This window comes from Paenibacillus sp. FSL R7-0345, from assembly GCF_038595055.1.
GTDB lineage: Bacteria > Bacillota > Bacilli > Paenibacillales > Paenibacillaceae > Paenibacillus_AQ.
The window spans coordinates 3767615-3781849 of record NZ_CP152002.1 but is presented as its reverse complement, the minus strand read 5'-3'; the positions used below and the strand labels follow the sequence as shown (position 1 = coordinate 3781849).

Genomic DNA, 14235 nt, shown 5'->3' with positions numbered 1-14235 from the left:
TAATATAGATTATATCTATAACAATATACATTTTCTATTAGTATTTTTATCTTTCATTTTACAAAACGCAGACTTTTCTCTAACGAACGGGCTCTAGAATAATAAGAGTAAAGCAGAAGAGACAACATAGAGGAAGCTTCCAAAGTGAGTTTTGTAGAAGCAGATTCAATGGTGCACTAAAACACAAACTTTAGGAGGAACAAAATCAATGCAATTCAGAAAATCATGGGTCATGGCTTTGGCATTAACTAGCGCAGTAGCACTTTCGGCATGCGGTAACAGCAATAATGCAGCAACTAATAACGGGGGCAATAACGCAGCTGCGACAAACGCACCTACAGAAAACAGCAGCAGCGGAGCAGATTTGAGCGGATCCATCCTGGCATCAGGTTCTACAGCACTTCAACCACTGGTTGAGCAGGCAGCTGAAAGCTTCATGGATGCTAACAGCGGCGTTGACATTCAAGTACAAGGCGGCGGCAGCGGTACTGGTCTTACCCAGGTTGCTGAAGGCCAGGTAGATATCGGTAACTCCGACGTATTTGCAGAAGAAAAATTGAAGGATGCCGATGCTGAAAAAGCAGCTGCACTCGTTGACCATCAGGTAGCGGTTGTTGCCATTGCAGCAGTATCTAATCCGGATGCAGGTGTAGACACACTGACTAAACAGCAGCTGGTTGATATTTTCACCGGCAAAATCAAGAACTGGAGCGAAGTTGGCGGTGCTGACCAGGCGATCCAGATCATCAACCGTCCAAGCAGTTCCGGTACACGTGCTACCTTCGAAGCTTTTGCTCTTGGAACTAAGACAGAAGACCTTCAAGGTTCCGTACAAGAGGATTCCTCCGGTACTGTTAAGAAAATGATCGGCGAAACTCCGGGAGCGATTGGTTACCTGGCGCTGTCCTACCTCGATGACACTGTAAAAACACTGAACTACGACGGTATTGAGCCATCCGTAGACAACGTGGTTAGCGGAGAATATCCGGTATGGGCTTACCAGCACATGTACACTAACGGCGAACCAAATGAAGTCGTAAAAGCATTCCTCGATTACATGCTGACTGATGAAGTACAGAACGGTGATGTGGTTGAGCTGGGATACATTCCTGCTTCTTCCATGCAGGTATCCCGTGATGTTGACGGCAACGTAACAACAAAGTAAATAAAGCTTTAACACAGGATAATATCCATTAGATCAAGTGATTAGAGGCGGAACTCTTCTGCCTCTCTTTTCACTTTAGAAAGAGGGAGCATCTTGCGGGGAAAATCAAATGCAAAAAAGATCGAAAAACATCATATTGAGGACATGGTAGGGCGTATATATATGTCCCTTTGCGTACTGCTCTTGATTGTGATCATTGTTTCAATGGTCTATTTCGTAGCGTCCAAGGGTATTGCCAACTTCATCAGCGGTGAAGTGAAAGTGTCCGAATTCCTGTTTGGCACCAAATGGGCGCCTGAAGCAGACACGCCGTCTTACGGGGCATTGCCGTTTATATCCGGTTCCTTCCTGGTAACACTGCTTGCTGCTCTGATCGCCAGTCCGCTCAGCATCTGTGCTGCGCTGTTCATGACTGAAATTGTTCCAGGCTGGGGAAAAAAACTGCTGCAGCCGGTAATCGAGCTGCTGTCCGGTATTCCGTCAGTTGTTTATGGCTTTGTAGGTCTTAGTGTTATCGTTCCATTCTTACGTGATACCTTTCCCGGCCAGGGCATCGGGGTTGCTGCAGGCGCGCTTGTACTTTCGGTCATGATTCTGCCGACGATTACAAGCGTGGCTGCAGACGCGCTTGCTTCTTTGCCGCAAAACTTGAAAGAATCTTCATTTGCGCTCGGTGCTACACGCTGGCAGACGATCTCGCGTGTCATCCTCCCGACCACAATGCCGGCTATTATGACCGGGGTAGTCCTGGGGATGGCCCGTGCGTTCGGTGAAGCTCTTGCTGTTCAGATGGTTATCGGTAACGCGCCTTTCGTACCGCGCTCGCTCTTTGAATCGGCCTCCACGCTGACGAGTGTCATCACACTTAGCATGGGGAACACAACGATGGGCTCGACGATTAATAACGCGCTGTGGAGTATGGCGCTGGTTCTTATGCTGATGACGTTCATATTCGTCCTCCTCGTAAGAATGCTCGAAAGGAGAAATAAGATTTGAAGCCGAAGACAGCAGACAAAATTGCCACGACCCTTATCGTATTTTTCGCATTGCTGATTGTAGCTATCCTGATTGGACTGTTAGGTTACATTCTGGTACGCGGACTCAATCATATCAGCTGGGATTTCTTAACCTCGGCTCCGCAAAAGATCCGCGCAGGCGGCGGGGTAGGGCCGCAGTTATTTAACTCCCTATACCTGCTGGTGCTGACATTGCTCATCACCATTCCGCTTGGACTTGGCGCCGGTATCTTTATGGCGGAATATGCCCGTCCCGGCAAGCTTACGAACTTCATCCGTCTGATTGTAGAAGTGCTGTCGTCCTTCCCGTCAATCATTGTCGGCTTGTTCGGCCTCTTGCTGATCGTTAACTATTTTGACCTTGGATTCTCATTAATATCAGGTGCTATTGCCCTTACATTCTTCAATCTGCCGCTGATGGTGCGGATCACCGAGCAGGCTTTCCGTACCGTGCCGAAAGCGCAGAAGGAAGCGGGCTTTGCCCTTGGACTATCCAAATGGAAGATCGTAACCTCTGTATTGCTTCCGGTAGCGCTGCCTACCATCATTACCGGAACGATCCTGTCTGCAGGCCGTGTCTTCGGTGAAGCAGCAGCGCTGATGTTCACAGCAGGTATGAGCAGTCCGCGTCTGAACTTCTCAGACTGGAATCCGCTGCACACAAGCTCACCGCTTAATCCGTTCCGCCCGGCTGAGACACTGGCGGTGCACATCTGGAAAATCAACAGTGAAGGCCTGGCACCGGATGCCATTCAAATTGCAGCCGGAGCTTCAGCTGTACTCGTAATCATGGTGTTGCTGTTCAACCTGCTGGCCCGGTATTTCGGCAGATTCATTTACCGCAAGCTGACAGCATCCAAAAGAATAAATTAGAGATAAACAGGAGGAGTAAGAGATGGGAACAGCGGCAGCGGTGCGCGAATCATTTCAAACAGAGAACCTTAGTATTTTTTACGGGACTTACGAAGCGGTTAAGGGGATTAGCCTTCCTTTTGCCCAGAACACAGTTACAGCACTGATTGGTCCATCAGGCTGTGGTAAATCAACATTTCTCCGTTCCCTGAACCGGATGAATGATGATATTTCCGGCTCAACGACCAAAGGCAGTATCTGGATTGACGGAGTGGACATTAACGCACAGGGGACGGATGTGATCAAGCTGCGCCAGAAGATCGGCATGGTCTGGCAGAAGCCGAACCCGTTCTACAAATCCATTTACGAAAACATTGCGTTCGGCCCGAAATATCACGGGGTGAAAGGAAAGGCAGCGCTTGACGAAATCGTAGAGAGCAGCTTACGCCGTGCCGCCCTGTGGGATGAGGTTAAAGACCGGCTGAAGGATTCCGCACTTGCCCTGTCCGGCGGACAGCAGCAGCGCCTGTGCATTGCCCGGGCGCTGTCGGTTAACCCGCAAATCCTCCTGCTGGATGAGCCGGCTTCCGCACTTGATCCTGTGTCTACTGGTAAGGTGGAGGAGCTGATTAAGGAACTGAAGGAAGACCTGCGTATCGTTATCGTAACCCATAACATGCAGCAGGCAGCCCGTATTTCGGATTATACAGCCTACTTCTACCTCGGCTCACTAGTCGAATATGATAAGACCGAAAAAGTATTCAGCAATCCGGAGAACCAGATGACCCAGGAATACATTATGGGCCGTTTCGGCTGATTATAGTTAAATAGGAGAAGCATCCTCCGGGGTGCTTTTTTTATGCTTGCTAAACTAATGGTATTAGTTTATATTGTAACTAATATCATTAGTTTTGGAGGGGTCAAAATGAGATTGACACAAATAGGAAATTTGCTGCAGCTTACCTGGTTTCCGGATTTCTTTCCCGTTAATGGTTACCTTGTTATGGAGGATAATGAGCTTACCCTCATTGATGCGGGGATGCCGATCAGTGTAAAAGGGATTATGACAGCGGCTGAGAAACTGCAGAAGCCTCTTACGCGGATTGTCCTGACACATGCCCACGGCGATCATGTGGGGGCGTTGGATGAGCTGAAGAAGCGGCTCCCGGCAGCCAAGGTTTATATCTCCGAGCGGGATGCCTCTCTGTTAAGAGGGGACCGGTCGTTAAGGGCAGAGGAACCGCAAATGCCTCTTAAAGGCTCGGTGCCTAAGAAGATTAGAACCGTGCCCGACGTTCTCCTGCATGAAGGTGATCACATTGGATCGCTGCAGGCAATCAGTACACCAGGCCATACTCCGGGTTCGATGTCTTTTATAGATCAGCGCAGCGGGGCAGTGATCGCGGGAGATGCTTATCAGACTTTCCGCAGGACAGCTGTAGCAGGCACCTTAGTCGCGCTGTTCCCTTTTCCGGCAATGGCTACCTGGAACAAAGAACTGGCTGTAGAGAGCGCCATCAAGCTTGCAGAGCTGTCCCCGGCTATTCTGGCGGTAGGGCATGGCAATATGCTGACGGAACCTGCCTTAGAGATGAAGCAGGCAATTCTAAAAGCACAGCAAGCCTTGCAAAAGGGGAGAAGCTAAATGTCGCCCAGAGCCGGACTGGATACGCGTACTCTGGTGCTTGCAGCAGCGGAATTGGCCGATGAACACGGCATGGAGGGGGTTACGCTTGCCCTGCTGGCGGCTAAGCTGGGCGTGCGTTCCCCGTCCCTTTATAATCATGTTAAAGGGCTCAAGGAACTGCGCACACTGCTGGCTATATATGGTCTTCAGCAGCTCTATACTGTAATGTCAGCCTCATTGGAAGGAGTCAGCGGCGGGGCGGCAGTCCATGCGATAAGCAGGGCCTACGTTGCCTTCGCTCAGCAGCGGCCCGGACTGTATGAAACGACACTGCAGGCTCCGGAGGAGGGGGATGCCGGGCTTGAAGAAGCTGGCAACAGGCCCCTCCAGTTAATTATCAGTGTGTTGTCCGGCTATGAGTTGGGCAGCACCGGCGAACTGCATGCGGTCAGGGGTCTAAGAAGTATCCTGCACGGCTTCGCCACACTCAGAAACAAAGGCGGCTTCGGAATGCCGCTGGATCTGGAGGACAGCCTCACCCGGCTGATCGATTCGTTCATTGCCGGAATCGGATGCATGCGGACCAGGGATTAAGCTTCTTATGAAGACAGCTTTTGACAATGCACTTAATGAACTGCAGGGTACTGCAGATATCGTGATCTCCGGAGTCAGAGCAAAGTTGAATGCAGACGGGGAAGTCAACGGCTGGAACAGCACTTCCTTTGAAACAGCCGGACACTGGATGCAGGCGAATGATGTACACCGATTTGCCGGATCTCGCGAAGAGGCGGCAGCCTGGCTGCAGAAGGCGATGAAAGATACATGGACCCCAGCGGCCAAAGCCTGGATTAATAAAGTATTGTCGATCTAAAAAAAATGAGGGATGCTCCTGATGGCCGGTCATGGCCTGCAGAACATCCCGGTAAGCGCTTTCTAATCCGATTATATAAGGAATCAGCACTACAACATGGGGGCCAGGTAGGCAATCAGGAAATAAAGGAAACCGAATAAAAGCATGATGTAGGCTGTGTATTTGATTGCGTTGGAGGCTACGATGCTTGCGTCTGTCGGTGGCTGTACCTTGGTGCGCACATTCTCTGTGTGCTCCGGTTCCTGGGACAGTGACTCTTTCATAGTGTTCCCTCCTAATATAGATATATCTAAGAATTGGCAATACAATCCTCATTTGTATTGTGACATATTTGTGAATAAAATTCAACGATATTGTGAATAAAAGTTGAACAAAAGTTAAAATTTAAGCAAAAAGCCCTCTGCCATTGAAAAATGGCAGAGGGCTTTTTATAAATACTATTGTTTTAGGCCCAGTTTCCGGCGCGGAAAATCGGTTCAATCTCGCCGTCATCCGTGATACCGTCGATATTCATCTCCGGTGAGCCCATCATAAAGTCTACATGAGTTAGGCTATGGTTCATTCCATGCTCAGCCAGCTGCTCCTTGGTCATATGGATGCCGTCCTGGAGGGTGAAGGCGTAAGCCGCTCCAAGCGCCAGATGACAGGAAGCATTCTCGTCGTACAAGGTTGTGAAGTAGAGAATGCCGCTTTCGGAGATCGGCGAATGATAAGGCACCAGAGCCACTTCGCCGAAATATGCTGCGCCTTCGTCCATTGCGAGCAGCGAAGCCAGCGCTTCATAGCCGACTTCAGCGGTAAAGTCAGTTACTTTACCATTCTCAAGCGTAAGCGTGAAGCGGTCAATAATGTTGCCGCCGTAGCTGAGAGGCTTGGTGCTGCTGACTTTGCCGCTCGCGCCGGTCTTGAGCGGAGCGGTGAAAACTTCTTCAGTCGGGATGTTGGCGAGGAAAGGGACCCCGCGTCCATTAACCGCACCGGCCTGACACCAGATATGCCCTTCAGGCAGCTCAAGCGTCAGGTCTGTACCTGGAGCTGTATAATGCAGCTTGCGGTATCTGCGTTCATTCAGAATATCACAGCGCTGCTTCAAGCCGTCCAGATGCTTACTCCAGGCTTCCACCGGGTTCTCCTGGTCGGCACGGACCGCCTTAAAGATGGCATCCCAGAGCAGGTCAACCTGCTCATCAGGCGCTGCATCCGGGAATACCTTGGCTGCCCAGGAAACCGACGGATAGGCTACAATGCTCCAGCTGATCTGGTTGGACATCAGCATCTCGCGGTAAGGAGCCATTGCTGTGCCGGCGGTGCGCTGATTGTCAGCAATCCGGCTGGCCTCAATCCCGTTCAGCAGATCCGGATTGGTAGACACCACGTTTAAGAAGGCTGCACCGTTACGGCCAAGGTCCTCCAGTTCGTCCGCGTGCCACTTTGGCGGCTCAAGAAAGCTATCGGCAGGCGCGAGCTCATAGCGGGTACGTGTTACCAGTTCATCGCTGTAATTGACTTTGACCAGCTTGGCACCTGCTTCATAAGCCTGACGGACAATCAGGCGCACCAGCTCAGCGGAAACGATATCTGCATTGACAACCAAGGTTTGTCCGGGTTGGACGTTGACTCCGATTTTCACTGCGAGCAGTGCATAATTCTCCAGCTTTTGTTTGAAATCCAGCATAGATTCAGCTCCTCTCATATGTCTCTGTATAGTTAAAACGCCCAGTTTCCCTTCAGGAAGACAGGTTCCTGGGAGCCGTCCTCATTGATTCCGTAGATATCCATCTCGCCGGAGCCGATCATGAAGTCAACGTGGGTAACACTTGTGTTCAGACCGTTCTCAACCAGCTCATCCTCGGTCATCTCTTTGCCGCCTTCCAGACAGAAAGCGTAGGCTGTGCCAATCGCCAGGTGGTTGGAGGCATTTTCGTCAAACAGGGTATTGAAGTATAGAATATTTGACTCGGAAATAGGCGACTTATGCGGGACAAGCGCAACCTCTCCGAGGTATTTGGCTCCTTCATCAAGGCCGATCAGGTATTCCAGGGAATCCTGGCCTTTTTCGGCACTTACACTGATGATGCGGCCGTTCTCAAAAGTAATAGAGAAGCCGTCAATGATGTTGCCGCCGTAGCTGAGCGGTTTAGTGGCTTTAACGGTGCCGTTGACACCTGTTTTCAGCGGTGCAGTAAACACTTCTTCGGTCGGCATATTGGCAACAAAGGAGTGGCCCTTGGCGTTAATGCTGTCCCCCTGAGCCCACAGATGGCCTTTTGGCAGCTCAATGGTCAGGTCAGTGCCTGGTGCTATGTAATGCAGACTCTTGAATTTTTTGGCGTTGAGAACGTCAGCCTTTTGCTCCAGGGTATCCAGATGCTCCTGCCAGGCGGCAACAGGATCTTCGCGGTCCAGGCGTACGGTGTGGAAAATAGCCTCCCACAGCTTATCAACGCGCTCCTCTGCAGGTGCATCAGGGAATACCTTATCGGCCCATGCCTGCGATGGAATGGCCACGATGCTCCAGCTGACTTTGTCGGACATCTGCATCTCGCGGTATTTCTTAAGCGCTGCGCCGCGTGTTTTCTGGAAGTTCGCAATCCGCTCCGGATCAATGCCTTTCAGCGCATCCGGATTTTCGGCGATTACATTCAGGAAGGCTGCGCCGTTCTCGGCAAGTTCGGTTAATTCTCCGGCCTGCCAGGTTGGCGGTTTGGTGAATACCTCGGAAGCGGCATGCTCGAACTGCTGGCGGGTGATGAATTCATCGCTCCAGTTCACTTTTACCAGGCTTGCTCCCAGAGCGTAGGCTTTGGCAGTAATCAGACGGACAAATTCCGCTCCGGCAATCGGCGCATTCACAACCAGAGCCTGGCCCGGCTGGACGTTCACTCCGACTTCGACGGCTAGGTCCGCATATTTACTGAGCTTTGCTGTAAAATCAGTCATTGGTTTTCCTCCAGTTTATTCTTTTTTTTAGTGCTGGAAAGCATTGTACTAAATTATTAACCGCCGGATGAAAAAAGTCAATTGGTGCAGCAAAGAGAGGGAATTTAATGGTTATAAATGATATACTATGAGGGTGAGATTCATCAGAAGAAAGGCAGGAAAACAGCATGAACGTAGAAATTGTCAAAGCCGAGCTCAAACAGGAGGAAGATAAGAGCTTCGTTGGAAGAACGGTATTTACAGTGGAGCAGCATATGAACCCGTATGAGATCACTTTTTTCAGCAAAAGAGGCAGTGAATGGGATTACAGCCTCAGCTTTGCCGGTGAGCCGGGAAGTGAGGAGCAGTTCCTTGAAGTGGACGGGCTGCTGGAGAACGATGATGATTTCTTCAACCAGCTGCTGGATGCCGCCCTGGACACCCAGGAGGATGCGGGAGAATAATATAACACAAAAATGCGACCGCTTAGGGCAATAGCTGCCGGCTAAGGGTCGCGTTTTTTTATTATCCAATTGTAATATTGCCTTCCGGATAGCGGAAAAGTTCCTTGTTCTTCTTCGGTTTAATCGCATAGGCCAGGGTCAGCGGGCCGGTACGGCCGACGAACATCAAAATGATGACCAGGATTTTGCCGGGGGTAGTCAGCTCAGGCGTCAGGCCCATTGTAATCCCCGAGGTTCCGAAGGCAGATACAGCCTCAAACAGCACGGTCAGGAAATCCGCGCTCTCCGTAACAGACAGCAGCATGGTTGCGATGACGACCAGCATCAGCGACAGCAGGGTCATCGTAATGGCTCTGTAGACGTTGTCTTTGGAGATCCGGTGCCGGAACATGACAATGTCTTCCTTGCCCCGGATTTTGCTGTAGGCAGTGACGGCAAGGATAGCAAAGGTGGTGATTTTGATCCCTCCGCCGGTTGATCCCGGGGCAGCCCCGATGAACATCAGCAGAATCATCAGAAACTGGGTTGATTCGCGCATCAGCGGGATATCAATCGTCGTAACCCCGCCGGAACGCGGAGTAATGGCCTGCAGGAAGGATGCCATGAGCTTGCCGCCGGCATGAAGCGGCTTCAGGGTAGCATTCAGCTCGAGCCAGAAAAAGATCGCCGCCCCGAGCAGAATCAGTGCCGCTGAGGTAGAAAGGACGACCTTGGAGTGCAGGGTCAGCCGCTTGCGCTTCGGAAAATCGACGATATCGGACAATACGATAAAGCCGATGCCGCCGAGAAAGATCAGCAGCATGGAGGTAATGTTAACGATCGGGTCTTCCACATACCGTGTAAGTCCGCTGAACGGGCCGTGCAGATCACCAAACAGGTCAAAGCCGGCATTGTTAAAGATGGATACACTATGAAATAGGCCGTAATAAACAGCTTTGCCTGCCGGCATGTCCATCATAAATCTGACCGTAAACAGCAGAGCTCCGATGAGCTGAATAACGAGTGAATAGATGAGCACCCGGCGGATCAGCTTTACAATTCCCTGCATCGAATTCTGATTCATCGATTCCTGCAGCAGCAGCCGTTCCTTCAGGGAAATCCGCTTGTTCAGCACCAGCGTAATCAGCGTCGCCATGGTAACAAAGCCGAGTCCGCCGAACTGGAACAGCACGAGCAGCACAATCTGGCCGAATACGGTCAGCTGGGTGCCGGTATCAATGACGGCAAGTCCGGTTACACAGGTGGCAGAGGTGGCCATGAACAAGGCATCAATGAAGGAAATCCGTCCGCTTGTTGAAGCGGCAGGCAGGCAAAGCAGCAGGGTTCCGATTGCGATCAGCAGTACGAAGCCTAATGATAATATTTTGGGCGGTGTCAGTCTTAATTGCCCGAGTGATATATTAGCCAAACCATCAATCCCCCGAAGTCTTGTAATTATCCTCCAAGATTATAGCATAAGTTAGTGCCGCTTCAATAAAGGGTGCAGGGAATTGACAGATTTTATCGAATAACCTAAAGTGTAATGTTAAATTATGCTACTTAATTAAGAGGAGGCTATGCTTGCTGTGACAAGTCCGATTCTGAATCAGGTTGGTGCCGTTTTTATCCCGGTAAGTGATATTGAAAGGTCGAGAAGCTGGTATTGCAGCTTACTTGGACTTCCGCAGGACGGCGAAGTCTTGTTTGGTCATCTATATGTGGTGCCGATGCAGGGTCCGGGAATTGTGCTGGACAGCAAAATTTTTACGTCAGAGTCCGTACTAAAAGTACCTGCCTTTCACTTGAATACAGAGGATATAGATGCCGCCTATGATTTTGTCAAAGCAAGCGGAGCAGAACTTCTTACCGATATTGAAAATGATCACTGGTTTAACTTCAAAGACCCGGACGGAAACGTGCTGATGGTCTGCCGCTGTTGACAGCTGTGGCGCTAACTGTAAGTCGATACAGTTGAGATGAAAAGGAGCTTTCTTTATGATCAGAGAAGCATTGCCGCAGGATGCAGGCGCGCTCGAGGCTTTATACCGTCAGCTGCTGCCAGATCATCCTGACATCCGGGTATCGCCGGACAGAATCCGGGACATCAGCGCAAATCCGGACAGCTTGTTATACATCTATGAAATGCAAGGAGAGGTCATAGGCACTGTACACCTTCATCTGTGCATGGATGCGCTTAGCGGCGACCGCCCGTTCGCCGTTATCGAACGCGTTGTAACCGCATCTCATGCACGTGGGCAAGGCTGCGGAGCCGCCCTTATGCGTCATGCTGAAGAAACGGCAAGGAGCCGCGGAGCCTTGAAAGTAATGCTCTCCAGCAATGCCCGCAGGGAAGACGCCCACCGTTTTTATGAACGGCTGGGTTATGACGGTGGAGGAAGCCGGCTGTATAAAAAATATTTGGATTAAGTAAACGAATAACATGAGTTAAACGGAGGAAATTAGAGTGAGTGTAATATTCCGAGAACTTGTTCCAGAGGATGCCGGCAGGCTGCTCAGCCTGCAGCATTCCTTGGACGAGGAGACTGCCTTCATGCTGCTGGAGCCGAATGAGCGGCAGACTAGTGTACAGCAGGTCAGAGAGAGGATTGAGAGTACCGCGAAGTCCGCTAATTCCATTCTGATCGGGGCCGAAGCAGACGGTGAGCTGGCCGGATACATTTCAGTGAGCGGCGGGGAGCTGAAGCGGATCAGGCACAGTGCCTACATTGTTATCGGCATCCGTACAGCCTTTCAGGGCCTGGGAATCGGCAGCGGATTGTTCCGGGAGATGGAACCCTGGGCGCGCTCCTGCGGAATTGTGAGACTTGAACTGACCGTGATGGCCCATAATGAGCGGGGAATAGCGCTATATAAGAAATGCGGCTTCGAAATTGAGGGGATGAAGAAAAAGTCCCTGTACATAAATGGAGAATGGGTAGATGAGTATTATATGGCCAAGCTGCTTGCTTAAATATAGTTAAGCAGCAGTCTGTAAAATAAAATAACAAGAGGCGCTCCTGTACAGGGGCGCCTCTTGTTATTTTATATATAAACTGAATTATTCCGTTGACTGTCCATCTGCGTCTTTCTCGCCGATAAACACTTCGACTTTGCGAATCCGGTTCTTGTTCATCTCACGGACGGTTAGCGTAATATGCTCATGCTCCATACTTTTGCCGATGGCAGGTTCCGCCATGTGACTGTACAGCCAGCCGCCGATTGTGGTTACTTCATCGTCATGAAGATCAATGCCGGCCCGTTGCTTAAGTTCAATAAGGGATACTTTACCGTCGAACAGGTAGCGGGATTCATCCAGCTGTTCCACGTTTTTGCTCTCATCACCGTCAAACTCGTCACGGATCTCGCCGACAATCTCTTCGAGGATATCCTCAATTGTGATCAGACCGGAAGTACCACCGTATTCATCCAGCAGCAGGGCGATATGTACGCGTTCCATCTGCATGCGGGTCAAAAGGGTCTTGACCGGAGTTACCTCAGATACTGTCAGGAGCGGCAAAATCAGTTTTTTGAAATCAAAGTCAGCATTATTATTGTCATACTGCAGATAGAGCTGCTTCGTATTAATCATCCCGATAATGTTGTCCTTGCTGCCGTCAGCAACCGGGAAACGGGTGTACTGCTCTTTACGGATAATATCAAAATTCTCTTTAAGCGTATTATCGGTGAACAGGCAGATCATGTCGGTGCGCGGCACCATAATTTCTTTTGCCAGCATTTCGTCAAAATTAAAGATACGGTTCACATAGCCATATTCAGCTTTGTTGATCTTGCCGTTCTCGTAGCTCTCGGAAAGAATCAGGCGGATTTCTTCTTCGGAATGCGCATCTCCGTGTTCACTGGCCGGCTTCATGCCGAACAGGCCTACCAGCAGATTGGCCGAGCCGTTCATCAGCCAAATTAAAGGGTAAAGAATTTTGTAGAACCAAATGATCAGCGGTGAGGTAAATTGACCGATTTTTTCCGGAATGTTAATTGCAGCTGTCTTCGGAGCAAGCTCGCCGACAACAACATGCAGGAATGTGGCAATGATAAATGCCAGCGCGAATGCGATGGGCTCACTTACACTGTGGCTGATATTTGCCAAATCAAACAGCGGCAGAATCAGCTGCTCAAAGGCCGGTTCGGCAAGTGCCCCGATCCCGAGTGCAGTAATCGTAATCCCGAGCTGACAGGCGGAGAGATAACCGTCGAGGTTAGCCGCTACCCGTTGCACAGCTAGTGCATTCTTCTTGCCGTCGAGGACCATCTGGCTTACCTGGCTGCCTCTAAGCCGTACCACTGCAAATTCCGTTGCTACAAAAAAAGCGGTTAAAACAATCAAAATAGCCACCAACGTCAAACTAAGTCCTATACCCATAAAATCTTTACCATCCCTCTCGTCGTTAAAATAGGTTATACTCATATTATGAGTTCATATGAACTCATTGTACGAACTTTCGGTAAAAAAATCAAATGGCGGAGGGGTGCCATCAATGCAAGCTTTCACATTAAGCCGTAAGGAAATGTCTGCTCTCCTGCTGTCCCTGACGGAAAAAAGTGAACGGGAGCCGCTGCACATCCTGCAGGAAGCCTGGGCCAAATTCCATCAGGAGGAAGTGCGGAAGGGAAGGTCACTCACAGCTTTTTTGTCCACAGATATCCCGCCGGTTCTGCAAAAAATCATTAAAGGCAACAAAATAAACGGACTCTCGCTCGCGGATATTGCCGCCCTGGGCAAGCTGATTGAATATTCCACACTGTCGGCTACGGCCATGCAGAACTGGGTCAAACGCGATTTCAAGGAATATCTCGGCTCGCCCAGGCTGGGCAGGAAATACTCGGTTAATCAGGCAGCGCTTCTATTTATAATAGATGATTTAAAGGCCTCGCTCGATTTCGAAAGCATCCGCCAGCTCTTCCGTATTCTGTTCCTGCAGCCTGAACGGGATGACGATGATCTGGTGCAGCCGGTGGAGCTGTACTACGGTTATGCGGAACTGTTCGAGGACATCAAGCGCAGCCCCGCCCTGCAGGCGCAGGGAATAGCCGAGCGCAGCGCCGGCAACAGTTATTCCTGGAAAACGGATAGTACCCTGAGAGGTGCGATGGAAAAAATGATGGACAGGCTGACTCACCTTAATTGGTCAGAGAAGGATGCGGTTCGCAACATGCTGATGATCGCGGCCATTTCCGTGCAGACCTGTTATTTTCAGGCGCTGGCAAGACAATACTGTAATGCCGCTTTATTCCTTGATTTTTGACCTCTGCAAATTTAGAATGTACAGGAGTAAACAATGGTAGCAGGCTACATAGCCGATAGACAGGAAGAGGTGCATGGGTAG

The 14235-nt window shown here is 50.3% G+C and carries 17 protein-coding genes; 12 read left to right on the top strand and 5 right to left on the bottom strand.

Going from position 1 to position 14235, the window contains the following annotated elements; genetic code table 11:
- Window positions 1–208: 208 nt before the first annotated feature.
- The 7 genes from NST84_RS15945 to NST84_RS15915 all read left to right on the top strand — a co-directional run bounded on the left by NST84_RS15945 (window position 209) and on the right by NST84_RS15915 (window position 5531).
- On the top strand, window positions 209–1165 hold the full coding sequence (locus tag NST84_RS15945) for a phosphate ABC transporter substrate-binding protein PstS family protein (protein ID WP_342561167.1): 957 nt from the start codon (window positions 209–211) through the stop codon (window positions 1163–1165).
- A gap of 144 nt (window positions 1166–1309) precedes the next feature.
- Window positions 1310–2161 carry a phosphate ABC transporter permease subunit PstC gene (gene pstC / locus NST84_RS15940; protein ID WP_342566452.1) on the top strand — a complete coding sequence of 284 codons (852 nt, stop codon included), beginning with the start codon at window positions 1310–1312 and terminating at the stop codon, window positions 2159–2161.
- The gene (pstA, locus tag NST84_RS15935; protein WP_342561166.1) at window positions 2158–3054 is read left to right on the top strand and encodes a phosphate ABC transporter permease PstA; all 897 of its coding nucleotides are present in this window, start codon (window positions 2158–2160) and stop codon (window positions 3052–3054) included. The genes pstC and pstA overlap by 4 nt, the downstream gene beginning before the upstream one ends.
- 22 nt (window positions 3055–3076) lie before the next feature.
- Window positions 3077–3850 (top strand): phosphate ABC transporter ATP-binding protein PstB, encoded by a 774-nt coding sequence (pstB, locus tag NST84_RS15930; RefSeq protein WP_068725196.1) that lies wholly within the window; start codon window positions 3077–3079, stop codon window positions 3848–3850.
- A gap of 108 nt (window positions 3851–3958) precedes the next feature.
- On the top strand, window positions 3959–4678 hold the full coding sequence (locus NST84_RS15925; RefSeq protein WP_342561165.1) for an MBL fold metallo-hydrolase: 720 nt from the start codon (window positions 3959–3961) through the stop codon (window positions 4676–4678).
- Entirely contained in the window at window positions 4679–5254 is a 576-nt protein-coding gene (locus NST84_RS15920) for a WHG domain-containing protein (protein WP_342561164.1), read from the top strand.
- Window positions 5255–5261: 7 nt separating this feature from the next.
- A complete protein-coding gene (locus NST84_RS15915) occupies window positions 5262–5531 on the top strand; it encodes a hypothetical protein (protein WP_342561163.1) in 270 nt (89 codons plus the stop codon).
- Between the two features lie 89 nt (window positions 5532–5620).
- Here the strand turns inward: NST84_RS15915 and NST84_RS15910 are convergent, their stop codons facing one another.
- The 3 genes from NST84_RS15910 to NST84_RS15900 form a co-directional block, all read right to left on the bottom strand.
- Entirely contained in the window at window positions 5621–5794 is a 174-nt protein-coding gene (locus NST84_RS15910; RefSeq protein WP_342561162.1) for a hypothetical protein, read from the bottom strand.
- Between the two features lie 182 nt (window positions 5795–5976).
- On the bottom strand, window positions 5977–7206 hold the full coding sequence (locus tag NST84_RS15905) for an aminopeptidase (RefSeq protein WP_342561161.1): 1230 nt from the start codon (window positions 7204–7206) through the stop codon (window positions 5977–5979).
- Window positions 7207–7238: 32 nt separating this feature from the next.
- Window positions 7239–8471, bottom strand: coding sequence for an aminopeptidase (locus NST84_RS15900; protein ID WP_342561160.1), 1233 nt, complete (start codon window positions 8469–8471; stop codon window positions 7239–7241).
- Between the two features lie 167 nt (window positions 8472–8638).
- Here NST84_RS15900 and NST84_RS15895 point away from each other — a divergent pair, with 167 nt between their 5' ends.
- Window positions 8639–8914, top strand: coding sequence for a hypothetical protein (locus NST84_RS15895; protein WP_342561159.1), 276 nt, complete (start codon window positions 8639–8641; stop codon window positions 8912–8914).
- 61 nt (window positions 8915–8975) lie between these two features.
- Here NST84_RS15895 and NST84_RS15890 read toward each other — a convergent pair whose 3' ends face one another.
- The gene (locus NST84_RS15890; protein WP_342561158.1) at window positions 8976–10322 is read right to left on the bottom strand and encodes a TrkH family potassium uptake protein; all 1347 of its coding nucleotides are present in this window, start codon (window positions 10320–10322) and stop codon (window positions 8976–8978) included.
- A gap of 157 nt (window positions 10323–10479) precedes the next feature.
- Here NST84_RS15890 and NST84_RS15885 point away from each other — a divergent pair, with 157 nt between their 5' ends.
- The 3 genes from NST84_RS15885 to NST84_RS15875 are packed head-to-tail and all read left to right on the top strand — an operon-like array spanning window position 10480 to window position 11864.
- Window positions 10480–10833: a VOC family protein gene (locus NST84_RS15885; RefSeq protein WP_342561157.1), complete on the top strand. Its 354-nt coding sequence runs from the start codon at window positions 10480–10482 to the stop codon at window positions 10831–10833.
- A 55-nt stretch (window positions 10834–10888) separates the two neighbouring features.
- Window positions 10889–11320 carry a GNAT family N-acetyltransferase gene (locus NST84_RS15880; protein WP_342561156.1) on the top strand — a complete coding sequence of 144 codons (432 nt, stop codon included), beginning with the start codon at window positions 10889–10891 and terminating at the stop codon, window positions 11318–11320.
- Between the two features lie 37 nt (window positions 11321–11357).
- Complete coding sequence (locus tag NST84_RS15875) at window positions 11358–11864, top strand: GNAT family N-acetyltransferase (RefSeq protein WP_342561155.1); 507 nt, start codon at window positions 11358–11360, stop codon at window positions 11862–11864.
- An 87-nt stretch (window positions 11865–11951) separates the two neighbouring features.
- On the opposite strand, the gene NST84_RS15870 is transcribed toward NST84_RS15875, so the two are convergent.
- Window positions 11952–13271 (bottom strand): hemolysin family protein, encoded by a 1320-nt coding sequence (locus NST84_RS15870; RefSeq protein ID WP_342566451.1) that lies wholly within the window; start codon window positions 13269–13271, stop codon window positions 11952–11954.
- 115 nt (window positions 13272–13386) lie between these two features.
- Here NST84_RS15870 and NST84_RS15865 point away from each other — a divergent pair, with 115 nt between their 5' ends.
- Window positions 13387–14154, top strand: coding sequence for a DUF1836 domain-containing protein (locus tag NST84_RS15865; RefSeq protein WP_342561154.1), 768 nt, complete (start codon window positions 13387–13389; stop codon window positions 14152–14154).
- The last annotated feature ends 81 nt before the right edge of the window (window positions 14155–14235 follow it).